This is a genomic window from Mycobacteriales bacterium, from assembly GCA_035995165.1.
Lineage (GTDB): Bacteria > Actinomycetota > Actinomycetes > Mycobacteriales > CADCTP01 > CADCTP01.
This window is the reverse complement of the sequence record DASYKU010000008.1, coordinates 1-25,533: the sequence shown is the minus strand read 5'-3', so window position 1 is coordinate 25,533 and position 25,533 is coordinate 1. Positions and strand designations below refer to the sequence as shown.

The window sequence follows — 25,533 nt, the reverse complement described above, 5'->3', positions numbered from 1 at the left end:
GGTCTCTCCCCTCGCCGCGATCAACCTACTGTCTAGACCATGCCCACCAGGGACGGCGCCGACCACACCGAGTTGCTCGCCCTCGCCGAGCGGCTCGCCCGCGGGGCCGGCGAGCTGACCGTACGGCTGCGGGCCGACGGCCGGGTCCTGGACGTGGACGCCAAGAGCACGCCGACCGACCTGGTCACCGAGGTCGACCGGGCCTCGGAGCGATGGCTGACCGACGAGCTGGCCCGGCTGCGGCCGGACGACGCGGTGCTGGGCGAGGAGGGCGCGGACCGGGCCGGCGGCAGCGGCGTGCGCTGGGTGGTCGACCCGATCGACGGCACGGTCAACTTTCTCTACGGCCTGCGTCCGTACGCGGTCTCGGTCGCGGCCGAGCGGGACGGGCGGGTGGTGGCCGGGGCGGTGCACGACCCGACCTCGGGCGAGACGTTCAGCGCGGCGCTGGGCGCCGGGGCGTACCGGGACGGGGTCCGGATCGGGGGGCGCTGGGTGGCGCCGTCACTGGAGACCGCGGTGGTCGGCACCGGCTTCGGGTACGACGCGGCGCTGCGGGCCGGGCAGGGCGAGATCCTGGCCGCGGTGCTGCCCCGGGTCGGCAACGTCCGGCGGCTCGGCTCGGCCGCCCTCGACCTCTGCTACGTCGCCGCGGGCCGGCTGGACGGCTACTACGAGCACGGCCTGAAGGACTGGGACCGGGCCGCGGGCCTGCTGGTCGCGACCGAGGCCGGCGCGGTGGTGAGCGGGCTGCGGGGGCGGCCGCCGGGGACGCTCACGGTGGCGGCCTCGCCCGCCGTGGCGGCCGAGCTCATCACGCTGCTGGAGGAGCTCGGCGCCGACGAGCTGTGAGGCCCGGTTCGTGGCGGCGGCGCGGAATCGGCTATAGGTAGGGACATGGACGTGCCGGGTGCGGATCCGCGGGTGCTGGGGCCGTACCTGGCCGGGGAGCTGGGGGACGACGCCTGGCTGGAGCCGGCGGTCGAGGTCGTCCCGGGCGGCCGGTCCAACCTGACCTACTTCGTGACCTCCCCGGCCGGGGAGCTGGTGCTGCGGCGGCCGCCGCTGCGGGCGGTCCGACCCACCGCGCACGACATGGGCCGCGAGCACCGGATGCTCTCGGCCCTGTACGGCACGGCCGTCCCGGTGCCCGAGCCGCTGCTGCTCTGCGACGACCCGGCCGTGCTGGGGGCGCCGTTCTACGTGATGCGCCGGGTGCCGGGCGTGGTCGTCCGGGCCGCGTTCCCGGCCGGGTACGCGGCCGAGCCGGCCGACCGCGCCGCGATCACGGCGACGATGATCGACGTACTGGCGGACCTGCACGCGGTCGACCCGGCCGCGGTCGGCCTGGCCGGGTACGGGCGGCCGGAGGGCTACCTGGCCCGCCAGCTGAAGCGCTGGTCCGGGGAGTGGCAGGCGCTGCGCTCGGGCGACCTGCCCGCGGTGGACGCGCTGGCCGCGGAGCTCGGCGCCGGGTTGCCGGACGCGCCCAGTGGCGGGATCGTGCACGGCGACTACAAGCTGGACAACGTCATCCTGGCCGCCGACGACCCGGGTCGGATCGAGGCGGTCCTGGACTGGGAGATGTCCACCCTGGGCGACCCGCTGGCCGACCTGGGCCTGCTGGTCGTCTACTGGCAGCCGGCCGGGGCCGCGGGCGCGGTCGTCCCCTCGGTCACCGGCCTGCCCGGTTTCCCGAGCCGGACCGAGCTCGCCGCCCGGTACGCGGCCCGCACCGGGCGGGACGTCAGCGCGCTGCCCTGGTACGTCGCCTTCGGCTACTTCAAGCTCGCCTGCGTGGTGGCCGGCATCGTGGTCCGGCAGCGGGCCGGGGCGATGGCCGACAACACCGACGACGGGCTGGGCGACGCGATCGGACCGCTGGCCGAGGCCGGCCTGGACGTCCTGGGCCGTAGCACCACTGACTTAGGCTGACGGCGAAGAGTGACGGCGTAGGCGCTCTGTAACGATCCGAGGCCCGCTGCCCGAGATCGCCCGAAGGTACGGCCCGTTCGCTACCCTCGGTCTCAGGGGAACCGCACACAGTGCGGTCGCGGTCGCTGGAGGCGCCAATGGGGGCGGTGTTCCAAGGTCCGGACGCACCGCCGCGCGCGCGTTACACGCTGCGGCTGCGTCGCGCACTACCCGCACTGGTCTTCCTGATCGTGCTCTGCGCGCTGGCCGGCATCACCTGGCTGAAGGTGCTGGACCGGGTCGACGCCCGGGCCGCCGCGGCCGCCTGCCCGACCGGCGCCGACACCTCGGGCCGGCCGCAGCTGCGGATCTACAACGCCACCGCCCGCGAGGGGCTGGCCAAGACCGTCGCCGGCCAGCTGATCAGCCGCGGCTACGCGATCATCGCGACCGAGAACGACCCGCTGGCCGGCATCCGCCCGGTCACCGGCACCGCCGAGGTGCGGTACGGGCCGGCCGGGGCCGCGCAGGCGGCCCAGGTCCGCCGCCAGGTGCCGGGCGCGACGCTCTACCGGGACGCCCGCGAGGGCACGGTCATCGATCTCGTGCTCGGCGACCGGTTCCGCCGCCTGTCCAGCCCGGCCGAGCTGGCCAAGGGCCGGCAGGGACTGGTCGCCCCGGCCGCGACCAAGGCACCGGCGAAGCCCGTGAAGCCGGTCGCGACCAAGGCCGCCGCGCCCCCCTCGCCCTCGCCGAGCTGTTGACCACGCTGGAGTTCCGGCCCAGCCGGGACGGCTTCCGGTTCGGCAACTCCTGGCCGCGCGGAGCGCCGGTGACGCTGGCCGGGATCGGCTTCGGCCGGGTCTACGGCGGGCTCTGCGGCGGCATGGCGTACGAGGCCCGGCGGGCCTGGCTGGCCGGGGAGACGCTGCCCGAGGACACCGTCGCACCGGCCGCTGGCCCGCTGGCCGACCGGCTGTTCCAGGCGCAGATGCAGAGCCTGGGGCTGCCGGCCGGGCCGGCGCGCTACCTCTGGTTCCAGCTGCCGCCGATGGACCGGGGCCGGCGCGAGCTGACCCTGACCCACGGCCTGCCCGGCGTGCGGCGGGCGCTCGCGGCCGGGGTGCCGCCGCTGCTGGGCCTGGTCCGCGTCGTCACCTGGGACCCGCGCAAGGTGGTGGAGAACCACGTCGTGCTCGGCTACGGGCTGACCGAGTCGCCGGACGGGCAGGCCGAGATCGCGGTCTACGACCCCAACCACCCGGGCGACGACGGCGTCCGGCTGCGGGTCGCGCCCGACGGGACGGTGGCGTACTCGCACGGCAGCGTGGCCGCGTTCACCGTCGTGGGCCCACCGGGGGAGAACCGCCGTGCCGCGGGCTCGCCCGCCGACCGGCCCTGACCGCCTTCGACAGCTGCTTCCACTGCCGGCGCTGCTCGGCCCGCTCACGGGCGTCGTACCGGTCGGCGAGCCAGCCGACCTCGTGCCGGAGCGCGGCGTGGCTGGCCACCCGGCGGGCGGACAGCGTGCCCGCGGCGACCGCGGCGGCGATCGCGCAGCCGGGCTCACCGGCGTGCCGGCAGTCCCGGTAGCGGCAGCGCTCGGCCAGCTCCACGATGTCGGCGAAGGCGCGGTCCAGGCCGGCGTCGGCGGCCCAGAGCTGCACGCCCCGCAGGCCCGGGGTGTCGAGCACGAGCCCGCCGCCCGGCAGCAGGACCAGCTCCCGGGTGGTCGTGGTGTGCCGGCCCTTGCCGGTCCGGCCCACCGGCCGGACCGCGGCGTCCGCGGTGCCGGCCAGCGCGTTGCGCAGGCTGGACTTGCCGGCCCCGGAGACGCCCAGCAGCGCTGCGGTCAGGCCCGGCCGGATCAGCGCCCGCAGCTCGGCCAGCCCGCGCCCGTCCACGGTGCTGACCAGCAGCACCTCCGCGCCGGGGGCGGTCTCGGCGACCTCCTCCCGCTCGGCCGCCGCGGTGCCGGTGGCCAGGTCGGCCTTGGTCAGCACGACCACCGGGCGGGCGCCGGAGTCCCAGGCCACCGCCATCAGCCGGTCCAGCCGGCCCGCGCTCGGCGGCGCGGCCAGCGAGACCAGCACGAACACCAGGTCGACGTTCGCCGCCAGCACCTGGCGGGCCGCGGCCTTGCCGCCGGCGCCGCGCACCAGCTCCGTACGGCGGGGGAGGCGGACGGCGGTGCCGGGCTCGCCCCGGTCGGACGAGCGCAGGTACATGGTCCAGTCACCGGTCACCAGCCGCGGCCCGGTCGCCGGCACCTCCCCGGACTCCGTCGCCAGCAGGACGCGGGGGCCGTCGGCGCGGACCACGCGGGCCGGCCGGCCGGTCCGTTCGGTGGCGAGCGCCGCCCACTCGGCGTCCCACCCCAGCTCGTCGAGCACGTGACACACCTCGCAGGCGGGTGAGGGTTGGGAGATCGGGATCTGACGACTCCCGCGCGCCGCTGCGCTGGACCGTTAGATCCGCAAGGTAACCTCCCGCGGCTGCCCGCGCCGAAGGGGTTTCCGCGCCCACGACACGGCTGCCGACAGCGGGCACAAAACCGCTCCCCGGCGCGTTACCCGCGCGCCACCCGCACGACTACAGGAGTGACCCAGTATGGCTACCGATTACGACGCGCCTCGCCGCAGCGAGGTCGACGAGCTCGGGGAGGATTCTCTCGAGGAGCTGAAGGCCCGCCGGGCCGAGGCGCAGTCCGGTTCGATCGACGTCGACGAGGCCGAGCTCAACGAGAACCTCGAGCTCCCCGGGGCCGACCTGTCCGGTGAGGAACTCACCGTCCGGGCCGTCCCGCAGCAGGCGGACGAGTTCACCTGCTCCAGCTGTTTCCTGGTCCACCACCGCTCCCGGCTCGCCGGGCAGCGCAACGGCCAGCCCGTCTGCCGGGACTGCGCGGCCTGACGGGGTAGGAACAGGGACATGACGCGTCTCCCGTGGCAGAAGTCCGAGCCCGAGCCCGTACTGGACGAGGGTCGGCCGAGACAGGACGCCGCGGACAGCGCATCCCTGGGCGAGCTGGTCGCCCGCGTCGCCGATGACTCCGGCGACCGGAAGGACCAGCTGGCCGCGTTGGCCCGCGGGCTGGCCGGTGGCCTGAAGGACGCCGCCGGATCCGGTTTCCGCGGGGCCGGCTCGCTGCTCGCCGACGTACTCGCGGATGCCGCACCGAGATTGCGGATCCGGGACGCGGCGACGCTGCGGGCGCACCACCCCGGACTGTCCGACGACGAGATCGCGGACGTCCTGGTCAGGCACGCCGCCCGCGCCACGTCCGCCTTCGGGGCCGCCGTGGGCGCGCTGGCGGCGGTCGAGTTCGCCGCCCCGCCGACCTTGCTGGCCGCGCCGGTGCAGCTTGCCGCCGAGACGCTCGCCGTGGCCGCGGTCGAGGTCAAGCTGACCGCCGAGCTGCACGAGATCCTCGGCCAGCCGGCGCACGGCAGCGGCGGGCAGCGCGGCTCCGCGTACCTCATGAGCTGGGTCCGGCAGCGGGCCCTGGACCCGAAGGCCGGCGCCGCCGGTCTGTCCGCCGTGCTCGGCCACGCCGCCAAGCGGGAGCTGCGCTCGATGCTGGTCCGCCGCGCCGGTCGCGGCGTCTCCACGCTCGCGCCGTTCCTGGCCGGCGCCGTCGCCGGCGGCGTCATCAACCGTCGCGCCACCCGCTCCCTGGGCGAGAAGCTCAGCGCCGAGCTGCGCGGCCGGCGGTACTGATCATCGACGTGATATCGCGCGGGGTAGCCTTGCCCGCTGTGCCGTCACCCCTGTCCCCACCTGGGCCGTCCGCCCCGGTCGAGGTCCTCGTCCAGCGCCTCGACCCCGGCGTCCCGCTGCCGGCGTACGCGTTGGACGGCGACGCCGGCGCCGACGTCGTGACCACCGTGGACGCCCGGCTGGCGCCGGGGGAGCGGGCGGTGCTGCCCACCGGCCTGGCCCTCGCCCTCCCGGACGGGTACGCGGTGTTCGTGCACCCGCGCTCCGGCCTGGCCGCCCGTTGTGGCATGTCGCTGGTGAACGCGCCCGGCACGGTCGACTCGGGTTACCGCGGCGAGGTGAAGGTGATCGTCATCAACCACGACCCGGTGGCGTCGCTGACGCTGACCCGCGGCGACCGGATCGCCCAGCTGGTGCTGCAGAAGGTCGAGCGGGCCGCGTTCCGGGTCGTCGACGAGCTGCCCGCCTCCGAGCGCGGCGCCGGTGGCCACGGCTCCACCGGCGGCCACGCGCGCCTGGCCGGGGGTGTGTGATGGCCCTCGGACGGCGCCGGGTGCACCGCTCGGAACGGCAGAAGATCGACGCGACCCCGCCCTGGTCGACCGAGAAGGACCGGGACACCGACCCGACCACCGGCCCGTACGACGAGCAGGACGTGCCCGGCGACGAGCTGGAGCGCCTCGACCTCGGCGCGCTGCGGATCCCGGTCATCGGCGGCGTCGAGGTCCGCGTGGACGTCGGCCCGGACCAGCAGGTCGTCGCGGCCACGCTGTCGTACTCGGGGAGCGAGGCGCAGATCGGCGCGTTCGCCGCCCCCCGCACGGCCGGGATCTGGGACGAGATCCGCAAGGAGATCCGCACCTCGATCACCCAGCAGGGCGGCACCGCGCAGGAGGTCAAGGGCCGCTTCGGCACCGAGCTGACCGGCCGGATCCCGGTCCAGGGCGGGTTCCAGAGCGTCCGGTTCGTCGGCGTCGACGGGCCGCGCTGGTTCCTGCGCGGGCTGTTCACCGGCACCGCCGCGACCGACCCGGCCAAGGCCGCGGTGCTCGAGGACGCGGTCCGCAACATCGTGGTGGTCCGCGGCAGCTCCCCGATGCCCGTCCGGGACCCGCTGCCGCTGACGCTGCCGGAGGAGATCAAGGCGCAGGCGGAGGAGGAGACCCGGGGCGCGCACGCGGCCCCGGACGAGCCGGCCGAGGAGGAGGCTCCGGAGGAGGACTTCGGTCCGTCCGAGGAGGACTCCGTCCCGGCCGCGCGCCCCAACCCCCGCCGCCGCCGCCGCTGACTCCCGGCGGGCCTGCGGGGCCAGGCCCCGGCCGGCCCCGGCCGGGCTGAGTCCCGGCTGGCCCCGTGCCGGGCCTGGCGCGGCTCGGGTCTGGTCGGGGCGGCGGCCCCGTCCGGGCCTGGCGCGGCTCGCCCCCGGTTGCGCCGGCGGCCCCGTCCGGGCCTAGCGCGGCTCGGGCCTGGTCGGGGCGGCGGCCAGGGCCGCCAGGGCGGCGGTACCGAGCACGCTGCGGTCCGAGCCCACCTCGGCCAGTCCCAGGCGGCCCAGCGCCGCGTACGGCAGCGTGGCGGCCCACTCCTGTGCCACCGCGTACGGGTGCAGCGGGTCGTCGACGAGCCCGACCACCCCGGCCGGCGCCGTCAGCGCCGCCAGCTCGGCCGGGGACGGCCCGGCGGAGGCGGCCGCGGCCCGGAGGCTCGCCGCCAGCCCGTCCCCGTACCCGGGCCAGGCCGCGGCCAGCTCGGCCGCGACCCAGGGCACCGCGTCCCCGGCCGCGGCCAGCGCCCCGGCCGTCCCGAGCCGCTCGACCACGTCCGCGGAGGCCGCCGTCGCGGCCGCGAGCACAGCGGGTGATCCCGTCCAGGCCGGCATCACCAGCAGCACGCCGCCCAGGTCCGCTCGACCCGCGGCCCAGCGGGCGGCGACGTGCGCACCGAGCGAGACCCCGCCGACCAGCCCCAGCCGCGAGCCGTACCGCTCGGCGCAGTCCGACAGGGCCCGAAACGCGCCGGTCACGAGCTCGGGGCCGGGCTCGGGCGGCGGCGCGACCAGCGCGTACCCGGCCGTACGCAAAGGCCGGCCGAACGCCCGCGCAACGAAATCCGCTGACGAGCCCGCCCCGGGCAAGATCACGGCGACCTGATCCACAAGCGCGAATCCTTCCGTGACCGTGCTCATCTCCTGAACACACCCCATGCAGGAGGGCGCGGATGACTTACATTGGAAACGTGAGCGAGACCCCAGCGCCGATCCGCCGCGGCTGGTTGACCCGAGTGGTCCAGCGACTGACCGAGGACGCCGAGGAGCTGGACGCCGCCGACCTGCGCGAGGACGTGCAGAAGGCCGGGTCCCGCCCCGTCGCGGCCTGCTGCCAGGGCGAGCCGGTGACGGTGACCGGCAGGCTGCGCTCGGTCGTGTACACGCCGCGGGATACCGTTCCGACCGTGGACGCAGAGCTCTTCGACGGCTCCGGGTCGGTGCACCTGGTCTGGCTCGGCCGCAGCCGCATCCCCGGCATCGAGCCCGGCCGGGTGCTGGTCGCCCGCGGCCGGGTCTCCGAGCACGACGGTGTCAAGATGATCTTCAATCCCTGGTACGAGCTGAAGTCGGTGTCCGCGTGACCGACGCGGCCGACGAGAGTCGGCCGCCGGCCGCCAAGCCGACCCCGATGCTGGTCGAGTCGATCGGCGGCTGGCGCGGCCTGATCGACAGCGGCCTGCCCGTCGTCGTCTTCGTCGCCGTGAACGCCGTGGCCGGCCTGCAGGCCGCGATCTGGGCCGCGGTCGGCGCCGGCGTACTGCTGTTCGTACTGCGGCTGGTGCGCAAGGAGACCGTGCAGCAGGCCCTCAGCGGCTTCTTCGGCGTCCTGGTCGCGGCGTTCATCGCGAACCGGACCGGCGAGGCCAAGGGCTTCTTCCTGCTCGGGATCTGGGCCAGCTTCGCGTACGGCGCGGTCTTCCTGGTCTCGATCCTGGCCCGCTGGCCGCTGGTCGGCGTGATCTGGGAGTACGTCGACGGCCGCGGCATCGGCACGGCCTGGCGCAAGGACCGCCGGCTGATGCGCGTCTACACCTGGTGCACGGTCGTCTGGGTGCTCGTCTTCGCCGCCCGCGGCCTGGTCCAGCGCTACCTCTACGACCAGGACTCCACCGGCTGGCTGGCGGTGGCCCGGCTCGCGATGGGCTACCCGTTCACGATCGGGGCGCTCGCGATCTCGGTGCTCGCGGTCCGCCGGGTGCGCAAGCAGGAGGGCGCGGACACCACGCCCGAGGACGTCGTGGCCGAGAAGCTGCACCTGGACCACGAGCCCGGCTAGCAGTTCCCGTCGCCGCAGACGAGCCGCCGCAGCTGCGACTCGGCCTCCTGGACCGTGACGAACAGCAGCTCGTCGCCGCCCTCCAGCGGCTCGTCCGGGGACGGGATGACGACCCGGGCCCCGCGCACGATCGCGACCAGCGCGGCGTCGCGCGGCAGCTTTATGTCGGAGACCGCCCGCCCGACGACCGGGGCCGCCGGCGGCAGGGTGATCTCGACCAGGTTGGCCTGCCCCTGCCGGAACGTCATGAGCCGGACCAGGTCGCCGACCGAGACCGCCTCCTCGACCAGCGCGACCATCACCCGCGGCGTGGACACCGCGACGTCGACGCCCCAGGCCTCGGTGAACAGCCACTCGTTGTCGGGGTGGTTGATCCGGGCCACCACCCGGCGGACCGCGAACTCGGTCTTGGCCAGCAGCGAGACCACCAGGTTGACCTTGTCGTCGCCGGTGGCCGAGATGACCACGTCGCAGTCCTGCAGCCGGGCCTCCTCCAGCGAGGACAGCTCGGCCGCGTCCGCGGCCAGCCACTCCGCGCGGGGCACCCGGTCGGGGTCGACCTTGTCCGGGTCCCGCTCGATGAGCATCACGTCGTGCTCGTGCTCGATGAGCTCGTTCGCGATGGACCGGCCGACGCCCCCGGCGCCCGCGATGGCAACGCGCATCAGTGCCCCTCGGTGCTCGGGGCGGCCGCGGCCGCCCGCTCGACGTCGTCGGCGATGTCGTCGGTGACCAGCAGGTGCACCTGATCGCCGTCCTGCAGCATGGTCGAGCCGGTCGGCAGCACGCCCCGGCCGAACCGGGTGAGGAACGCCACCCGGGCGTCGGTCGCGGCCTCCAGCGCCTTCACCTTGTGCCCGATCCAGCCCTCGTGCAGCGGGACCTTGACCAGCGACACCGCGCCGGAGGGGTCCCGCCAGTCCTCCGCGTGCTTGTCGCCGAGCAGCGCGGACAGGAAGCGGTTCACGGTCCAGGGCACGGTGGCCACGGTCGGGATGCCGAGCCGCTCGTAGACCTCGGCCCGCTTGGGGTCGTAGATCCGGGCGACGACGTGCGCGACGCCGAATGTCTCCCGGGCCACCCGGGCGGCGATGATGTTGGAGTTGTCCCCGCTGCTCACCGCTGCGAACGCGCCGGCCCGGTCGATGCCGGCCCGGTGCAGCGTCTCCCGGGCGAACCCGACGCCGGTGATCTGGTCGCCGGCGAAGTCCGGGCCGAGCCTTCGGAAGGCCGCCCGGTTCTGGTCGATGATCGCGACCGAGTGCCCGACCCGCTCCAGGTTGCGGGCGAGACTCGAGCCGACCCGGCCGCAGCCCATGACCACGATGTGCACGCTCGGACGGTACCGCGAGCAGGGTCGTCCACAGCCGGTCGGCCGACCCTTCCGCGGCGCCGTCCGGACCGTACGCTTGGTGCGTGTCGCTGCTGACGAGGGTCGCCAAGCGGCTGGTGATCGGGCGTCCGGTCAGCAGTGACCGGCTTGGGGACACCACGCTGTCCAAGCGCATCGCCCTGCCCATCTTCGCCAGCGACGCACTCTCCTCGGTGACGTACGCGACGCAGGAGATCCTGCTCGTGCTCACCGTCGCCGGGACCGCGTACCTGTTCGTGGCGCCGTGGGTGGCCGCGGCGATCGTGCTGCTGTTCGCGATCGTGGTCGCGTCCTACCGCCAGGTCGTGCGGGCGTACCCGTCCGGCGGCGGGGACTACGAGGTGGCCACGAAGAACCTGGGCCGCTTCGCCGGGCTGACCGTGGCCAGCGCGCTGCTGGTGGACTACGTGCTCACGGTCGCGGTGTCGGTCTCGGCCGGCGTGGACAACGTCATCTCCGCGTTCCCGGGGCTGAACCCGGTCCGGGTGGAGCTCGCGGTCGTCCTGGTCGCGGTGCTGGCGGCGGCCAACCTGCGCGGGCTGCGGGAGTCTGGCACCGCGTTCGCCATCCCGACGTACGGGTTCGCGGCCGGGGTGATGGTGCTCATCGTGACCGGGCTGATCCGGCTCGTGTTCGGCAGCACGCCGCAGGCGGAGAGCGCGGCCTGGACGGTCAACCCCGAACCCGGGCACGAACATCTGGCCGGGCTCGCCCTGCTGTTCTTCGCGCTGCGCGCGTTCTCCTCCGGCTGTACGGCGCTGACCGGGATCGAGGCGATCGCCAACGGGGTGCCCGCGTTCCGGCCGCCGAAGAGCCGCAACGCGGCCATCACGCTGGGCATGCTCGGCCTGCTGGCGGTGACGATGTTCGGCGGCATCACCGCGCTCGCGCTGGTCTCCGACGTGCACGTGGCGGCCAACACCTGCGACCTGATCGGCTTCACCGGCAACTGCGCCACCGACCCGCAGCGGACCGTCATCGCCCAGCTCGGCGCGGCCATCTTCGGCGGCGACCACTCGGTCGGGTTCTTCTACATCCAGGCCGTCTCCGCGCTGATCCTGGTGCTGGCCGCGAACACCGCGTTCAACGGGTTCCCGCTGCTGGGCTCGGTGCTGGCCCAGGACCGCTACCTGCCGCGGCAGCTGCACACCCGCGGCGACCGGCTGGTGTTCTCCAACGGCATCCTCGTGCTGGCCGGGTTCGCGATGCTGCTGATCTGGGCCTTCGACGCCTCGGTGACGCGGCTCATCCAGCTCTACATCATCGGCGTGTTCACCTCCTTCACCCTCGGCCAGCTCGGCATGGTCCGGCACTGGAACCGCAACCTGCGCACCGAGCAGGACCCGGGCGTCCGGCGCCGGATGATGCGGTCCCGGGTGATCAACGCGACCGGCGGCACCGTGACCGCGGTCGTGCTGGTCATCGTGCTGATCGAGAAGTTCCTGCTCGGGGCCTGGATCGTGGTCATCGCGATGCCGGTGATCTTCTGGATCATGAAGTCGATCAACCGGCACTACACCCGGGTCGCCGAGGAGCTGGTGCCCGACGACGAGCGCGGCATGCTGCCGAGCCGGGTGCACGCGATCGTGCTGGTCTCCAAGCTGCACAAGCCGACCCTGCGCGCGCTGGCGTACGCGAAGGCGACGCGGCCGGACACCCTCACCGCGCTGACCGTGAACGTCGACGAGCAGGAGACCCGGGCGCTGCAGGAGGAGTGGGACCGTCGCGACATCAGGCTGCCGCTGACGATCGTGGAGTCGCCGTACCGGGAGATCACCCGGCCGGTGCTCGACTTCGTCAAGCGGCAGCGGCGGGAGTCGCCCCGCGACGTGGTCGCCGTCTTCGTCCCCGAGTACGTCGTGGGCCGCTGGTGGGAGCACCTGCTGCACAACCAGAGTGCGCTGCGCCTCAAGGGCCGGCTGCTGTTCACGCCCGGCGTCATGGTGACCTCGGTGCCCTGGCAGCTGGCGTCCTCGGCCCGGGCGGCGGGGCGGCCGGAACGGGCCCAGCCGGGCGCGGCCCGGCGCGGGCTGGACGACCGGACCCGGACCAGCAGCGAGCACCCGGACCAGACGCCGGCGCCCGCACCGGCACCGGGCGCCAACGGCCGTGACCCCGTCCGTACGGCCGAGGCCCGGGCCGGCGCCGACGCCGACCCCCGCCCGTGAGCCGGGCGCCGGCGGCGTCGCGGCGGGGGCGGGCGGGGGCGTCCCGGCCGGTCCGGCGCGGTCCGTGGCTCGGGCGGGAGATCGAGGTCGACGTCGGCCCGGTCGCCCACGGCGGGCACTGCGTGGCCCGGCACGAGGGCCGGGTGCTGTTCGTCCGGCACGCGCTGCCGGGGGAGCGGGTGCTGGCCCGGGTCACCGACGACCGCGGCGGCGGGTTCTGCCGGGCCGACGCCGTGCGGGTGCTCACGCCGTCCCCGGACCGGGTCGAGCCGCCCTGCCCGCACGCCGGGCCGGGCCGGTGCGGCGGCTGCGACTGGCAGCACGCCTCCGGCGCCGCTCAGCGCGAGCTCAAGGCCGCGGTGGTCCGGGAGCAGCTGACCCGGCTGGCGAAACTGCCCGACGTCCCGGTGACCGTGCAGGAGCTGCCGGGCGGGCTGCTGGGCTGGCGCAGCCGGGTCCGGTTCGCGGTCGACCCGGCCGGGCACACCGGCCTGCGCCGGCACCGGTCGCACGGGCTGGAGCCGGTCGGGCACTGTCCACTCGGGACGGACAGGGTGACCGCGGCCGGCGTCGGCGAGCGCACCTGGCCGGCCGGCGCCGAGGTCGAGGTCGTCGCCACCAGCACCGGCGACACCACGATCCTCCTGCGCCCACCCGAGAACGCCCCCGACCCTGCCGCGGGCCCGGCGCCCGGCTCGGCCGTGGGCCCTGCTCCGGGCTCTGCCGGGGCCTCCGCGCCGGACCCTGTCGCGGCCTCCGGGGCCTCCGGGGCCGGCTCTGCCGGCGGGGCGGCGGCGCGTGGCGCGGCCGCGGGTCGCGCGGTTGCGGCGGAGGGACGGACGGCGCGGGGCGGTTCGGTGTCCGCGCGGGGTCGGGACGGGCGGGGGAGCGGGCCCGGTACGGACGGGGAGCGGGCGGTCGGCGACGACGATCCCCGCGCCGCCGGCGGGGGAGTCGTGCACGACGGACCGGCCCGGATCCGGGAACGGGCCGGCGGCCGCGACTGGGAGCTGGCCGCGGGCGGCTTCTGGCAGGTGCACCCGGCCGCCGCCGACACCCTCGCCGCCTGCGTCCTGGAGCTGCTCGCCCCCCGCCCCGGCGAGACCGCCCTGGATCTGTACGCGGGAGCCGGCCTCTTCGCGGGCCTGCTCGCCGACGCGGTCGGCCCGGACGGTCACGTGCTCGCGGTCGAGTCCGATCCGGTCGCCGCCGACGACGCCCGCGCCAACCTCGACGGGCACGCGGAGGTCCGGGAGGCCCGCGTCACCGCCGGCCTGCTCGGCGGCCTGGGCTTCCGCCCGGACCTGGCCGTGCTCGACCCGCCGCGGGCCGGCGCCGGTCCGGACGTGCTGACCGCGCTGCTGGCGCTGCACCCGCGTGCGGTCGCGTACGTGTCCTGCGATCCCGCCGCGCTGGCCCGTGACCTCCGGGCCGCGCTGGACGCGGGCTGGACCCTGACGACCCTGCGTGCGTACGACTGCTTCCCGATGACGCAGCACGTGGAGACGGTCGCGCTGCTGGAGCCGGCGACGCCGTGACCGAGGTACCGCCGTGGTGGCCGGAGACGGTGCACCGGCCGGGAGCGCCGGACTGGGAGCGCTCGGCCGTGTCCTGGCTGCTGGACCTCGTGCCGGGGGACTGGCGGGAGCACGACGTGTTGCGCCGGCACCCGACGCTGCTGGCCCGGCTGGCGGCCGCGCAGACCGGCGCGAGCCTGGAGGCGACCCGGGAGGGCTGGCGGACGCTGCGCCGGGACGTCGGCCGGGGCGGGGCCAAGCTGCCGCCCGACGTGGTCGAGGAGGCGATGGCCGCGTACGAGCGGCAGGGCTCCCGGCTGGTCGAGCTGACCCGTCAGGTCGAGGCGGTCCGCCAGGTCATCGACGGCTTCACCTGGGTCCCCGGCGCCGGCCGCTGGACCCGCGCCTGACCCTCAGCGGGAAAGAACTCAGGCGCGGGCGCCGAGGGGATCGCCGAGCAGCGGCGCGAACGCGAGCTCGGCCGCCCCGACCAGGCTGGAGTCGGCGCCGAGCCCGGGCAGGGCCAGCCGGACCTGGTCCCGCGGCGCGGTCAGCGACGTCGCCAGCTCCGCCCGCACGTACGGCTCCAGCAGCGGGAACAGCTCCCGGGTCAGCCCACCGAAGATGACCACCTCGGGGTTGAACAGGTTGACCAGGTTGGCGACGCCCACCCCGAGCCAGCGCCCGACCCGGCGCACGGCCGCCTTCGAGGCCCGGTCGCCGGCCCGCTGGGCCAGGATCTCGGCCGGGGCCGAGCCGGGCGGCGCGCCGATCGCCAGCAGCACCGCGTCGGCGCCGACCTCGGTCTCCCAGCAGCCGCGCCGGCCGCAGGTGCACAGCCGCCCGGTGGCCGGGTTGACGCTCATGTGCCCGACCTCGCCGGCGTACCCGCCCGCGCCGGTGAGCGGGCGCCCGCCGACGATCACGCCCGCACCCAGCCCGACCTCGCCGGTCAGGTAGATCGCGTCCGACGCGTCGGTCGCGACCCCGCGCAGGTGCTCGGCCATCACGCCGAGGTCGCCCTCGTTGCCGACCGCGACCGGCAGCATGGTGTCCAGCTCGACCCCGAGCAGTGTGCCCAGCGGGACGTCGATCCAGCCCAGGTTGGGCGCGAACCGCACCAGCTGGTCCGGCCCGCCGACCATGCCCGGCACGGCCACCCCGATGCCGACCGGCTCGGCCGCGGCCGTGGCCAGCAGCGGCTCGACCAGCGCCCGGACCCGATCCAGCACCTGCGGCACGTCGCCGTCGCCGCGCGGCTGCCAGACCTCGCGCCGGTCCAGCACCACGCCGCCGAGCCCGATCCGGGCCGCGGCCAGGTGCTCGACGCCGATGTCGACGGCCAGCGCCCAGACGTGCTCGGACCGCGGCTCGACCAGGATCGAGGGCCGGCCGGCGCCACCGCGGCCGACCGGCGCCGCCTGCCGCACCAGCCCGGCGTCGGCCAGCTCCGTGGTCAGCGCCCTGACCGTGCTCCGGTTCAGCCCGCTGACCGCGGTGAGGTCGGCCCGCGACATCGCGCCGCGGACGTGCAGCTGCCGCAGCAGGACGCCGAGGTTGTGCCGGCGTACCTCTTCCTGGGTGACGGCCGGGGTCCGGGCCGCCGTGCCGGTGACCGACGTGGTCCAGGGCCCGCTCTCGATCCGGTCGGCCCGGACCCGAGCCCCGGTCACGTCGGCACCGGCCGCGACCCGGTCAGACGCGGCCCGTGGAGGCCGCCCGCCGCCGGGACAGCGCGTCCACGCTGGCCGCGATGAGCAGCACCAGGCCGGTGACCACGTAGACCACGCTCGTGGGCTGGTTGAGCAGGCCCATGCCGTTGGTGATCGTGGCGATCACCAGCCCGCCGAGGATCGCGTCGAGGATCTTGCCCTTGCCGCCGAAGAGGCTCGTGCCGCCGATGACGGCCGCGCCCACCGCGTACAGCAGGGTGTCGGAGCCACCGGTGGTGGGCGAGATCGAGTTGTCCCGGCTGGCGAGCAGGATGCCGCCGACGGAGGCGAGCGTGGACCCGATGATGAAGCAGAAGAGCTTGATCTGTTTCGGGTTGATGCCGGCCCGGCGGGCGGCCTCGGCGTTGCCGCCGACCGCGTAGACGTGCCGGCCGAAGCGGGTCTTGCTCAGCACGAAGTTGAGCCCGACGAGCAGGATCACCAGCAGCAGCACGACCTCGGGCACACCCTTGATCGAGGACACCTGCGGGTTGCGGCTGCGCTCCGTGGACAGGTAGAAGGTGACCAGGCCGAGCAGGACCGCCAGCACGACGACCTTGCCGATGACCACCGAGACGCCCTCGGACAGCAGGCCGCCGGCCCGCCGGCTCGCGGCCCGGCGCAGCGAGACCGCCGCGTACAGCGCGATGATGACGACGTAGAGGGTCCAGCCCAACCAGACCGGCATCGTGTTGTTGTTGATGGCCAGCAGCTTCGAGTCCCGGATCGGGATCGTGCCGCCCTCGCCGATCGTCTTCAGCAGCACGCCCTGCAGGCCCAGGAAGAAGGCCAGCGTAACCACGAAGGACGGGACGCCGAGCCTCGCCACCAGCAACCCGATGACCGTGCCGACCACCGCGCCGGTGAGCAGGCAGGCGATGATCGCCGCCCACCAGGGCCAGCCGTGCCGGGTCGCGGCGACGCCCATGTACGCGGCCGCGACGCCGGCGGTCCAGCCCGCGGACAGGTCGATCTCGCCCAGCAGCAGAACGAAGATCACGCCCATCGCGATGACGATCACGGCGGACGCCTGGTTGACCAGGTTGGCGATGTTGAAAGCGTTGGTGAACGTGTGCGGCCGCAGGATCGAGAACACGATAGCGAGTGCGACGAGGCCGAGGACGGCCGGCAGCGAGCCGACGTCACCGCCACGGACCCGGGCAATGTAGTCGTTGACCGCGGTGCCGAACTCGCGCGGCTGCGGGGTCGGGACGGGCGGGGTCTCGTCCTCGGTGGTCGCCGGGGTGGTCGCGGTGGTCATGGCGTGTCCTCCCGGGAAGAGGTGAAGCTCGAGGTCGGCGCGGCGGCGTGGCTGTCGGCGACCGCCGGCGCGGTGCCGTTGGTGTCCGCGGCGGACTCCGCCGGCATTCCGATCGAGCCCGACCGGCTGGTCGTGATCAGCTCGACGACCTGGTTGGAGGTGACGTCCTTGGCCCCCACCTGGGCCACCAGCCGGCCGAGGTACATCACGGAGATGGTGTCCGCGACCTCGAACACGTCGTTGAGATTGTGGCTGATGAGCACGACCGCGAGGCCGCGGTCGGCCAGCCGGCGGACCAGCTTGAGCACCTGCTCGGTCTGCGCGACGCCGAGGGCGGCGGTCGGCTCGTCGAGGACGACGACCTTGGAGTTCCAGAGCACCGACCGGGCGATGGCCACGGTCTGGCGCTGGCCGCCGGAGAGGCTGGCGACCTGCTGCCGGATGCTGCGGACCGTACGGACGGAGAGGCCGGCGAGCGTCTCGGTCGCCCGGCGCTCCATCGTGGCCTCGTCCAGGATCCCGCCCTTGGTCAGCTCGCGGCCGAGGAACAGGTTGTTGACGATGTCGAGGTTGTCGCAGAGCGCGAGGTCCTGGTAGACGACCTCGATGCCCAGCGCGCTGGCGTCCTTCGGGCTGTGTACGGCGACCGGCTGGCCGTCGAAGAGATACTCGCCGCTGTCGAACGTCTGGCTGCCCGCGATGCCCTTGATCAGGGTCGACTTGCCGGCACCGTTGTCCCCGACCAGCGCGGCGACCTGACCCAGGTAGGCGTCGAAGTCGACGTCCTGCAGGACGTGCACCGCCCCGAAGCTCTTGTTCACGTTGCGCAGCGACAGGATGGGCGCCGTTCCGTCCAGCTGCGGCGCGGTCGCGGTCGCGCTCGGCATCGTCATGCTGACCTCGTCTTCCCCCATAGCGGCGGAGCTAGCTGTACGGGTTTACCGAGCGCGGGGGCCCGGTCCGCGGATCGCGGACCGGGCCCCCGCCTCAGGTCAGGAGACTCCGGCGGACTTGCACGCCGCGGCGTACGCGGCGGTGCAGACGTCGGAAGCCTTCTGGAAGCCGTCGCTGATGACGGTCTTGACGGTGTCCTTGGTGATCGAGACCGGGGTCTCGAGCGCGGACGGGACATCCTTGTTGAGCACGGTGTCCTTCACGGTCCCGGTCGCGATCTTCGACGCGTCCTGGCCCTTGATCAGCGCGATCGCCAGCTGGGAGGCGGCGTCCGCCTCCTTCTTGACCGCCTTGTACACGGTCATGCACTGCTGGCCGGCCAGGATGGCCTGCAGGCCCGCCACGCTGGCGTCCTGGCCGGTGATCGGCACCTTGCCGGCGAGGTTGTTGGCCTTGAGCCGGGCGATGATGCCGCCGGCCATCGTGTCGTTGGCGGACACGATGCCGTCGATCTTGCCGCCGTTCTGGGTGTAGAGCTGCTCGAAGGCGGTGCCCGCCTTGGTCGCGTCCCAGTTGCCGGTCTGGTCACCGACGAGCTTGTACTTGCCGGAGTCGATCGCCGGCTTCAGCGCCTCGGCATAGCCCTGCTTGAACAGCGCCGCGTTGTTGTCGGTCGGGTCGCCGTTGATGTAGATGATGTTCGCGCTGGTCTTGCCGTCGGCGGTGAGGCACTGCTGCAGCCCCTGGCCCATCAGCTCGCCGACCTTCACGTTGTCGAACGACACGTAGTAGGTCGCGCCGCCGCCCAGCGTCAGGCGGTCGTAGTCGATGGTCTTGACGCCGGCGGTCTGCGCCTTCTTCAGGCACGCGCTGCCGGAGTCGCTGTCGAGGTTCACGATCAGCAGCACGTTCACGCCGGAGTTGATCATTCCGTCGCAGATCGTGCCGAACTTCGACTTGTCGCCGTTGGCGTTCTGGATGTCGGACTGCAGACCGGCGGCGTCGAAAGCGGCCTTGAGCAGCGGCCGGTCGTTCGACTCCCACCGGGGCGAGGTCGAGGCGTCCGGAAGGATGACGCCGACCTTGCCGCTGGAGGCGCTCCCGCTGCTCCCGCCGCTACCGGCGTTCGAGCTGCTGTCGTCGCCACAGGCGGCCAACATGAGGGCCGAGGCGGCGAGGGCCGCCACGGCCATGGTGTGACGCTTGCGCATTGGATCCGGGTCCTTTCCTGGCTCCTGGTCGTCGTGCACCCCGCAGGGCCCTGGACCGGCGCCGGTCTGGTGCCGGACCGCGGGTGGGAGGGTGCACTACTCCACCGCGCCTGCCTCTAATTGTTGTGGGCGACAACATATGCACGGGGTCCGGGGCGCGGCAAGCGTGACGGCCGGGTTAACTCCCGTGGTGCCGTAACGATCGAGTAACAGCGAGCTATGCGCCGAACCGGTACGGGTACCCCGTCGCAGCCCTGCCGCAGCTCGGACCTCCGTCGGGAGCTGGCAATACCCGGCGCGGTGCCTCCCGGTAGCCGGAATCGGTTACGGGACAGGCGTTTCCCGGCGAACCGGGTGAGCGGGCGGACCGGGGGAGCATCTACCCGACGGCGGCCGGGCGGGCCGGTCCGGCCGGGGCCCGCGAGGGCACCGCGGTCCCCGCCGTACGGGGGAACGCGCGCGTCCGCGCCGGGCCCGACATCAGGTGCGTGTCGACCGTGTTCAGCCCGATGAACAGGGCCCGGGCGATCTCGGCGTCGGACTCGCCCTCGGCCAGCCCGGCCGGCACGTCCTGCTCCCGGGCCGTCAGCGGGGACGGCGCCGGCCGCACCCGCTGGGTCACCGCGGACAGGAAGCAGTCCTTCCACCGGGACTGGTGGAGCGCCGAGAGGGATGAAGCCGCCCAGGGCCAGCGCCTCCACGGCCGCGACCACCGCGGCACCGGGCGCGTCCTGTTCGACCAGTCCGACCCCGGCCAGCCGGAGCAACCCCGGCAGGTCCTCCTGCGACGCGCTCGGCGAGCGGACCAGCAGCGACCCGGGCGGGGCGCAGCCGGCCCGCGTACGCCGAGAGCACCGCCGCCCGGTCGGCCGCCGAGGTCCCGTCCACCAGGACGAGCTCCGAGATCGAGGGACCGGCCGGTGCCGACGTCCGCCGCGGCCACCGGGACGACCGCGAGCTGCGGGGCCGGCGCGAGCAGCCGGCGTACCCGGGGAGACCGCATCGGGACCCGCGGGAATCACTCCGACGAGAATCACGGAACACGCTGCCGGTATCGGTACGCCGATTCGGGGCGGAGAGCGGGAATTGCCGACCAGGTCCGAGCATCACGTGAGGGAAACGTTCTGGGAAGACCGGCCAATACTGGTAAATCGGCCTCTTGGTCGATCGGCCAAGAGTTATTCGACCAATGGCCGAATGATTGTCGCCTCCTCCGGCTGCCGCAGGCTGCCGCAGGCGTCGCGCGGGCCGAGACGGAGGCGATCGGCGGCCGGACCGGTGGCCCGGACCCAGGCGTCCCGCCGTCCGCGACTATTCGCGAGAATTCTCGGCGCACCACGCATTTCCCGAATACCCGAGGCGTGTCGCCGAGAATTCGCGGCGAAATCACCCCGCCGCGGATCAGCGTGTTCCGGCGCCGCCGTGCGTCCGGACGCGGTGCCGGCGACGGTCAGGCGCCCGATCCGACCGGTCGCCGGTGTCACTGGAGGGCGTCCATCGAGCAGCCTGTTCCCCTGTGGGGTGTCGGGCCGGCGTGTTCGGGCTCCGTCCGGGTCGATGGGCACCCGGGCCCGGAGCCGGGTCCGGCACCGGGCCGCCTGTCCCGATCCGATCGGCGTACGGAACACGGTCGCCGTCTGCTGTCCGGGCTAGTTCGACCGGCGATCCTGGTCAAGGTCCGGTCCGACATCTCCCCCGCCAAGGTTGCCGCTGAGCTACGACGAGGTCCCCACCGCGCCGGAGACCCTGCTGCCGGCCGAGTTCCAGGCACTCCTCACCGATGAGGGCTGGCCGAGGAGGACATCACCCCGGTTCGGCAGCCGGCCGAGCGCTGGGCCACCCGCGGTGTCACCCTCCGTACGGTCGGGAAGGTCGGGATGGCCTGCGCCGAGGCCGCGATCATGATGACCCGGGTGCTGGCCCGCCGGTCGGACCTGCATGCCGGCGCCGACCTGGCCGTGATGGTGTCCTTCGGCCGGGGCGTGATGACCTCCCAGCAGGCGATGACCGCGCTGTTCGCCCGGCACGCCCGCGGCATGCTCAGCCGGCGCCGGTCCCGCCCGGCCGGTTGACGCGGGTGCTCGGCGCGTCCAACCGCACCGCGCTGGTGGCCCGGGCGTACCAGCGGGGGTCCGTTGCTGCTCACCGGCTGAGGCCGGATCAGGCAGACTGGTCCCGTGCGAGTGCTGGTCGTGGAGGACGAGGCGCCGCTGGCCGATGCGGTGGCGCGCGGCCTGCGGCGTGAGGGCATGGCGGTCGACGTCGCGTACGACGGGGTGGACGGGCACGAGAAGGCCACCATCACCCGGTACGACGTGGTGGTCCTGGACCGGGACCTGCCCGGCATGTCCGGGGACGAGCTCTGCCGGCTGCTCGCGGCCGAGGGCGCGCTGACCCGCGTGCTCATGCTCACGGCCAGCGGCACCGTCGCCGACCGGGTCGAGGGGCTGTCCCTGGGCGCGGACGACTACCTGGCCAAGCCGTTCGCGTTCGCGGAGCTGGCGGCGCGGGTGCGGGCGCTGGGCCGGCGGTCCACCCCGCCGGCGCCGCCGGTGCTGGTCGCCGGCGACGTGATGCTGGACGCGTCCCGCCGGACCGTGGCCCGGGCCGGTCGCCCGGTCGAGCTGACCCGCAAGGAGTTCGGCGTGCTGGAGGTGCTGCTGGCCGCCCGCGGCGCCGTGGTCTCCAGCGAGGAGCTGCTCGACCGGGTCTGGGACGAGAACGCCGACCCGTTCACCACCACCGTGCGGGTCACGGTCATGACGCTGCGCCGCAAGCTCGGCGAGCCGGGCCTGGTCGAGACCGTCGTCGGCGCGGGCTACCGGGTGCCGGCCGCGGCCGGCGACGCGGCGGCGGCGGCGGGATAAGGCGGTGGCCCGCCGGCCGGTGCTCACGCTGCGGCTGCGGCTCACGCTGCTCTACGGCGGGCTGCTCGCGGTCGTGGCCGCGACCCTGCTCGGGGTCGCGCTGATCGTGCTGGACCGGGCGTTGCGGACGCTGCCCCGGTTCGCGCCCGGGCTGCGGCTGGAGTTCGGGGACGGGTCGACGCTGACCTCCGACCAGTTCGCGCAGGTGGTCCGGGACTCCGCCCGCGGCGAGCTGCTGCGCTCGGCCGGGCTGGTCTTCGCCGTGGTCGCCGTCGTCGGCGTCGCGGCGGCGTACGTGCTGGCCGGGCGGGCACTGCAGCCGGTCAGCCGGGTCACCTCGACCGCGCGGCGGCTGTCGGAGGAGACGCTGGACGAACGGATCGCCCTGGACGGGCCGCCGGACGAGCTCAAGGAGCTGGCCGACACGTTCGACGCGATGCTGGGCCGGCTGGACGCGGCGTTCGACAGCCAGCGCCGGTTCGTCGCCAACGCCTCGCACGAGCTGCGGACGCCGCTGTCGGTGATCCGGACCGAGGTGGACGTGACGCTCGGCGACCCGGGCGCCTCGATGGCCGAGCTGCGCACGATGGGGGAGGTCGTCCGGGAGGCGAGCATCCGGGCCGACCGGCTGGTCGACGCGCTGCTCGTGCTGGCCCGCAGCGACGGGCAGACCCGCAGCGGGCTGGCCCTGCGGGAGCAGGTCGACCTGGCCGCGCTGGTCCCGGGCGCGGTCGCCGCGGTCGCGGCCGAGGCGTCCGCGCGCGGGCTGGCGATGTCGACCGAGACCCGGCCGGCGCTGGTGGAGGGCGACCCGCAGCTGCTGGAGCGGCTGGTCGGCAACCTGGTCGAGAACGCGGTCCGGCACAACGTCGACGGCGGCTGGGTGACGGTCCGGACCGGCACCGAGCCGGGTGCGTTCCTGTCCGTGCTGAACACCGGTCCGGCGGTGCCGGCCGGCGAGGTCGAGGAGCTGTTCCAGCCCTTCCGCCGGGGCGGTACGGCCCGGACCGGGTCGGCCGGCGGGGCCGGGCTGGGACTGTCGATCGTGCGGGCGGTCGCGGCCGCGCACGGCGGGGCGGTGTCGGCGGCGCCCCGCGCCGAGGGCGGGCTCGAGGTCACCGTCCGCCTCCCGGCCTCGGCCACGATCCCCGTCCCGGCCTGACGGGCCGGCCCGTCCTGCGGCGGACGGGGACGGCGGGTCCTGCGGCGGATGGGGACGGCCCGTCCTGGGCCGGACGGGACGGCGATCCTGGGCCGGACGGGGTGAATGCGGCACACCTGACCGGGGCGATGCCGGAAGCCTGGAACAATGGCCGCCGTGTCCGCGCCGCCCTCGTCCGGAGACGCGCCTCCCGCGCCCGGGGCCAGGCCGTCCGGGTCCGGGAGGTCCGGGTCCGGGAGGTCCGGGTCCGGCCGCCGGCCGCCGCGCCGGGGCAACCGGCTGCTGGCGCTGGTGCGCAAGCCGGTGACCGCGATCGCCCTGCTCGGCGTCGCGGTCGTGGTCGGCGTGGTCCAGGGCCAGCCGCCGCCGGCGGCCCGGGACAGCGGCCGGTCCGTGCCGGCCGAGCGGTCGTACACGGCTTCGGTGGGGACGCTGCTCACGGTCGTCGACGGCGACGTGATCCGGTTCGACACGTTCACCAAGCAGGGCACGCCCGTCCGGCTGCCGCGCGGGGTGAGCGCGCTGCGGGCCTGGAGCCAGCACGACCGCACGGTCGTGCTGGGCCGGATCGGCAACGGCCGGACCGTCGCGTACGTGATCACCGGCCGGACGGCGGTCTACCTCGGCGCGGCCGAGGTGGCGGTGCCGAGCGCGGACCGCACCGCGGTCTGGGTGGTCTCGCACGGCGTCGCGATCCGGATACCGCTGGCCGGCGGCACGCACCGCAGGGTGCCGCTGCCGCCGCACTCCCGGCTGGTCGCCGACACCCCGTCCGGGCTGATCGTGTCGACCGGGACGGTGCCGGACCCGCCGCTGGCGCCGGGCCGGGTGGCGACCCCGACCCCGACCCCGACCGTCACCGCGACCACCCCGGCGCCGACCGGCTCGGTGCCGGCCTCCGCCGGCGGCACCCCGACGGCGACCAGCACGATCACCCCGGTGGCCACGCCGACCACCCCGCCGTACACGACCGCCTCGCCGGTGCCGTCGACCGGGCCGGACGGGGTGCCGCTGACCACGCTGGTGGTCGGCATGACCGGCCGGGTCCGCTACCTGGCCGGCGCCGAGGCGCTGGCCGCGGTCGGCGACATCGTGCTGCTGCGCGACGACGAGCGCCGGCTCGGGATCATCTCGCCCCGCCCGGGCGTCCGGGAGCCGCGGCTGCTGCCGAGCCTGGCCGCGATCCAGGTGATCGGCCCGGGCACGCTGGACGCCGACGGCGGCGAGTTCGCCGTGCTGGGGCGGACCAACGACTACTCCTGGCTCATGGTCGGCTCGACCGCGGCCACGACCAACGGCGAGATCAACGTCGTCGCGCTGGACGGCGGGGCGCCGGTGCCGGGCGCGGCGGCGCCGGCGTTCACCGCGTCCGGGCGGGTGCTCACCGTCCGCCCGGACGGGCGGATCGTCTACTACGCGCCGGGGGAGCCGGACGGGTTCACGATCGGCGACGAGCTCCCACCCGTCATCGACGTCGCCCAGGCCTGAGGCTCAGGCGCCGACCGAGGCCACGCCCGGCGGCAGGAACCGCTGCCCCGTCACCTTCTCCGACACCCCGGTCCGGTCCAGGTACGGCGTGATCCCGCCGAGGTGGAACGGCCACCCCGCGCCGAGCAGCATGCAGAGATCCAGGTCCTGTGCCTGCGCGACCACGCCCTCGGCCAGCATCAGCCGCGCCTCCTGGGCCAGCGCCGCCAGCGCCCGGTCCCGGACCTGCTCCTCGCTCGACGGCGTGTCGCCCAGCACGAACAGGTCGGCCACCTCCGGATCGACCGACGAGCCGTCCGGCCCCCGGGCCAGCACCCCGGGCTTGCCCGCGGCGACCAGCCGGCCGAGGTTCTCGCTCACCCCGAACCGGTCCGGGTACGCCGCGTGCAGCGTCTCCCCGACATGCAGCGCGACCGCCGGCCCGACCAGCGCGAGCAGCGCGAACGGCGACATCGGCAGCCCCAGCGGGGCCAGCGCCGCGTCCGCGACCTCGATCGGCGTGCCCTCGTCGACGGCCGCGGTGACCTCGCCCAGGAACCGGGTCAGCAGCCGGTTCACCACGAACGCCGGCGCGTCCTGCACCAGCACGCAGGACTTCTTCAGCTGCTTGCCGACCGCGAAGGCGGTGGCCAGCGTGGCGTCGTCGGTCTTCCCGGCCCGGACGACCTCCAGCAGCGGCAGCACCGCGACCGGGTTGAAGAAGTGGAACCCGACCACCCGCTCCGGGCGAGCCAGCTGCGACGCCATCTCCGTGATCGACAGCGACGACGTGTTGGTGGCCAGGATGCAGGTGTCGGACACCGCCGCCTCGACCTCGGCCAGCACCTGCTGCTTGACCTTCAGCTCCTCGAACACTGCCTCGATGACGAAGTCGGCGTCCGCGAACGCGTCCTTGGTCAGCGAACCGGTGACCAGCGCGGTCAG

General features: G+C 74.7%; 27 protein-coding genes. 17 read left to right on the top strand and 10 right to left on the bottom strand.

All coding sequences use genetic code 11. From position 1 onward, the window contains the following. Nucleotides 1-39 precede the first annotated feature (39 nt). The 4 genes from VGP36_01575 (at nt 40) to VGP36_01560 (ending at nt 3,316) form a co-directional block, all read left to right on the top strand. Nucleotides 40-852 (top strand): inositol monophosphatase family protein, encoded by an 813-nt coding sequence (locus tag VGP36_01575; protein HEV7653413.1) that lies wholly within the window; start codon nt 40-42, stop codon nt 850-852. A gap of 45 nt (nt 853-897) precedes the next feature. After that, on the top strand, nt 898-1,935 hold the full coding sequence (locus VGP36_01570) for a phosphotransferase family protein (protein ID HEV7653412.1): 1,038 nt from the start codon (nt 898-900) through the stop codon (nt 1,933-1,935). A gap of 137 nt (nt 1,936-2,072) precedes the next feature. Beyond that, nucleotides 2,073-2,678, top strand: coding sequence for a LytR C-terminal domain-containing protein (locus VGP36_01565; protein ID HEV7653411.1), 606 nt, complete (start codon nt 2,073-2,075; stop codon nt 2,676-2,678). Continuing rightward, the gene (locus tag VGP36_01560) at nt 2,675-3,316 is read left to right on the top strand and encodes a hypothetical protein (GenBank protein HEV7653410.1); all 642 of its coding nucleotides are present in this window, start codon (nt 2,675-2,677) and stop codon (nt 3,314-3,316) included. Before VGP36_01565 ends, VGP36_01560 begins: the two co-directional genes overlap by 4 nt. Here the strand turns inward: VGP36_01560 and rsgA are convergent. Next, a complete protein-coding gene (rsgA, locus tag VGP36_01555; GenBank protein ID HEV7653409.1) occupies nt 3,252-4,307 on the bottom strand; it encodes a ribosome small subunit-dependent GTPase A in 1,056 nt (351 codons plus the stop codon). The genes VGP36_01560 and rsgA overlap by 65 nt on opposite strands. A 217-nt stretch (nt 4,308-4,524) precedes the next feature. Here rsgA and VGP36_01550 point away from each other — a divergent pair, with 217 nt between their 5' ends. The 4 genes from VGP36_01550 to VGP36_01535 are packed head-to-tail and all read left to right on the top strand — an operon-like array spanning nt 4,525 to nt 6,922. Further along, nucleotides 4,525-4,827: a DUF4193 domain-containing protein gene (locus VGP36_01550; GenBank protein ID HEV7653408.1), complete on the top strand. Its 303-nt coding sequence runs from the start codon at nt 4,525-4,527 to the stop codon at nt 4,825-4,827. An 18-nt stretch (nt 4,828-4,845) separates the two neighbouring features. After that, nucleotides 4,846-5,634, top strand: a complete 789-nt coding sequence (locus VGP36_01545; GenBank protein HEV7653407.1) for a hypothetical protein — start codon at nt 4,846-4,848, stop codon at nt 5,632-5,634. A gap of 38 nt (nt 5,635-5,672) precedes the next feature. Next, entirely contained in the window at nt 5,673-6,167 is a 495-nt protein-coding gene (gene dut, locus VGP36_01540; protein HEV7653406.1) for a dUTP diphosphatase, read from the top strand. Then, the gene (locus VGP36_01535; protein ID HEV7653405.1) at nt 6,167-6,922 is read left to right on the top strand and encodes a DUF3710 domain-containing protein; all 756 of its coding nucleotides are present in this window, start codon (nt 6,167-6,169) and stop codon (nt 6,920-6,922) included. Before dut ends, VGP36_01535 begins: the two co-directional genes overlap by 1 nt. Nucleotides 6,923-7,084: 162 nt before the next feature. Here the strand turns inward: VGP36_01535 and VGP36_01530 are convergent, their stop codons facing one another. Further along, nucleotides 7,085-7,714 carry an alpha/beta hydrolase gene (locus VGP36_01530; protein HEV7653404.1) on the bottom strand — a complete coding sequence of 210 codons (630 nt, stop codon included), beginning with the start codon at nt 7,712-7,714 and terminating at the stop codon, nt 7,085-7,087. Nucleotides 7,715-7,869: 155 nt separating this feature from the next. Between VGP36_01530 and VGP36_01525 the strand changes: the two genes are divergently transcribed. Continuing rightward, on the top strand, nt 7,870-8,262 hold the full coding sequence (locus VGP36_01525) for an OB-fold nucleic acid binding domain-containing protein (GenBank protein ID HEV7653403.1): 393 nt from the start codon (nt 7,870-7,872) through the stop codon (nt 8,260-8,262). After that, nucleotides 8,259-8,957, top strand: coding sequence for a DUF3159 domain-containing protein (locus VGP36_01520; GenBank protein ID HEV7653402.1), 699 nt, complete (start codon nt 8,259-8,261; stop codon nt 8,955-8,957). The genes VGP36_01525 and VGP36_01520 overlap by 4 nt, the downstream gene beginning before the upstream one ends. Here the strand turns inward: VGP36_01520 and VGP36_01515 are convergent. Next, entirely contained in the window at nt 8,954-9,622 is a 669-nt protein-coding gene (locus tag VGP36_01515) for a TrkA family potassium uptake protein (GenBank protein ID HEV7653401.1), read from the bottom strand. The two genes, VGP36_01520 and VGP36_01515, sit on opposite strands and share 4 nt — an antisense overlap. Next, on the bottom strand, nt 9,622-10,290 hold the full coding sequence (locus VGP36_01510; GenBank protein HEV7653400.1) for a TrkA family potassium uptake protein: 669 nt from the start codon (nt 10,288-10,290) through the stop codon (nt 9,622-9,624). The genes VGP36_01515 and VGP36_01510 overlap by 1 nt, the downstream gene beginning before the upstream one ends. 83 nt (nt 10,291-10,373) lie before the next feature. Here VGP36_01510 and VGP36_01505 point away from each other — a divergent pair, with 83 nt between their 5' ends. Genes VGP36_01505 through VGP36_01495 form a run of 3 tightly spaced genes read left to right on the top strand, consistent with a single transcriptional unit; the run spans nt 10,374 to nt 14,424 of the window. Continuing rightward, a complete protein-coding gene (locus tag VGP36_01505) occupies nt 10,374-12,497 on the top strand; it encodes an APC family permease (protein ID HEV7653399.1) in 2,124 nt (707 codons plus the stop codon). Then, on the top strand, nt 12,494-14,035 hold the full coding sequence (locus tag VGP36_01500) for a TRAM domain-containing protein (GenBank protein HEV7653398.1): 1,542 nt from the start codon (nt 12,494-12,496) through the stop codon (nt 14,033-14,035). Before VGP36_01505 ends, VGP36_01500 begins: the two co-directional genes overlap by 4 nt. Beyond that, complete coding sequence (locus VGP36_01495) at nt 14,032-14,424, top strand: hypothetical protein (protein HEV7653397.1); 393 nt, start codon at nt 14,032-14,034, stop codon at nt 14,422-14,424. The genes VGP36_01500 and VGP36_01495 overlap by 4 nt, the downstream gene beginning before the upstream one ends. Before the next feature lie 18 nt (nt 14,425-14,442). Here the strand turns inward: VGP36_01495 and VGP36_01490 are convergent, their stop codons facing one another. From VGP36_01490 to VGP36_01470, 5 genes are all read right to left on the bottom strand, one after another. Next, nucleotides 14,443-15,687, bottom strand: a complete 1,245-nt coding sequence (locus VGP36_01490; GenBank protein ID HEV7653396.1) for an ROK family transcriptional regulator — start codon at nt 15,685-15,687, stop codon at nt 14,443-14,445. 22 nt (nt 15,688-15,709) lie between these two features. Continuing rightward, entirely contained in the window at nt 15,710-16,987 is a 1,278-nt protein-coding gene (locus VGP36_01485) for an ABC transporter permease (GenBank protein HEV7653395.1), read from the bottom strand. Further along, complete coding sequence (locus tag VGP36_01480; GenBank protein HEV7653394.1) at nt 16,984-17,880, bottom strand: ATP-binding cassette domain-containing protein; 897 nt, start codon at nt 17,878-17,880, stop codon at nt 16,984-16,986. Before VGP36_01480 ends, VGP36_01485 begins: the two co-directional genes overlap by 4 nt. A gap of 99 nt (nt 17,881-17,979) precedes the next feature. Then, the gene (locus tag VGP36_01475) at nt 17,980-19,092 is read right to left on the bottom strand and encodes a substrate-binding domain-containing protein (protein HEV7653393.1); all 1,113 of its coding nucleotides are present in this window, start codon (nt 19,090-19,092) and stop codon (nt 17,980-17,982) included. 379 nt (nt 19,093-19,471) lie between these two features. After that, nucleotides 19,472-19,714: a helix-turn-helix transcriptional regulator gene (locus VGP36_01470; GenBank protein HEV7653392.1), complete on the bottom strand. Its 243-nt coding sequence runs from the start codon at nt 19,712-19,714 to the stop codon at nt 19,472-19,474. Between the two features lie 1,255 nt (nt 19,715-20,969). Here VGP36_01470 and VGP36_01465 point away from each other — a divergent pair. From VGP36_01465 to VGP36_01450, 4 genes are all read left to right on the top strand, one after another. Then, nucleotides 20,970-21,164, top strand: a complete 195-nt coding sequence (locus tag VGP36_01465) for a hypothetical protein (protein ID HEV7653391.1) — start codon at nt 20,970-20,972, stop codon at nt 21,162-21,164. 105 nt (nt 21,165-21,269) lie between these two features. Further along, nucleotides 21,270-21,959, top strand: coding sequence for a response regulator transcription factor (locus VGP36_01460; protein ID HEV7653390.1), 690 nt, complete (start codon nt 21,270-21,272; stop codon nt 21,957-21,959). 4 nt (nt 21,960-21,963) lie between these two features. Further along, nucleotides 21,964-23,121, top strand: a complete 1,158-nt coding sequence (locus tag VGP36_01455) for an ATP-binding protein (protein HEV7653389.1) — start codon at nt 21,964-21,966, stop codon at nt 23,119-23,121. A gap of 291 nt (nt 23,122-23,412) precedes the next feature. After that, a complete protein-coding gene (locus VGP36_01450) occupies nt 23,413-24,609 on the top strand; it encodes a hypothetical protein (protein HEV7653388.1) in 1,197 nt (398 codons plus the stop codon). A gap of 3 nt (nt 24,610-24,612) precedes the next feature. Here the strand turns inward: VGP36_01450 and VGP36_01445 are convergent. Next, nucleotides 24,613-25,533, bottom strand: a 921-nt coding sequence (locus tag VGP36_01445; protein ID HEV7653387.1) for a 3-hydroxyacyl-CoA dehydrogenase family protein, incomplete at its 5' end; no start/stop codon positions are given.

Excerpts from the sequence above, each read along its gene's own strand:
- VGP36_01575 (HEV7653413.1), top strand. The coding sequence starts at position 40 with ATGCCCACCAGGGACGGCGCCGACCACACCGAGTTGCTCGCCCTCGCC.
- VGP36_01550 (HEV7653408.1), top strand. The coding sequence starts at position 4,525 with ATGGCTACCGATTACGACGCGCCTCGCCGCAGCGAGGTCGACGAGCTC.
- VGP36_01535 (HEV7653405.1), top strand. The coding sequence starts at position 6,167 with ATGGCCCTCGGACGGCGCCGGGTGCACCGCTCGGAACGGCAGAAGATC.
- VGP36_01545 (HEV7653407.1), top strand. The coding sequence starts at position 4,846 with ATGACGCGTCTCCCGTGGCAGAAGTCCGAGCCCGAGCCCGTACTGGAC.
- VGP36_01565 (HEV7653411.1), top strand. The coding sequence starts at position 2,073 with ATGGGGGCGGTGTTCCAAGGTCCGGACGCACCGCCGCGCGCGCGTTAC.
- VGP36_01570 (HEV7653412.1), top strand. The coding sequence starts at position 898 with ATGGACGTGCCGGGTGCGGATCCGCGGGTGCTGGGGCCGTACCTGGCC.
- VGP36_01480 (HEV7653394.1), bottom strand. The coding sequence starts at position 17,880 with ATGACGATGCCGAGCGCGACCGCGACCGCGCCGCAGCTGGACGGAACG.
- VGP36_01515 (HEV7653401.1), bottom strand. The coding sequence starts at position 9,622 with ATGCGCGTTGCCATCGCGGGCGCCGGGGGCGTCGGCCGGTCCATCGCG.
- VGP36_01465 (HEV7653391.1), top strand. The coding sequence starts at position 20,970 with ATGGCCTGCGCCGAGGCCGCGATCATGATGACCCGGGTGCTGGCCCGC.
- VGP36_01485 (HEV7653395.1), bottom strand. The coding sequence starts at position 16,987 with ATGACCACCGCGACCACCCCGGCGACCACCGAGGACGAGACCCCGCCC.
- VGP36_01475 (HEV7653393.1), bottom strand. The coding sequence starts at position 19,092 with ATGCGCAAGCGTCACACCATGGCCGTGGCGGCCCTCGCCGCCTCGGCC.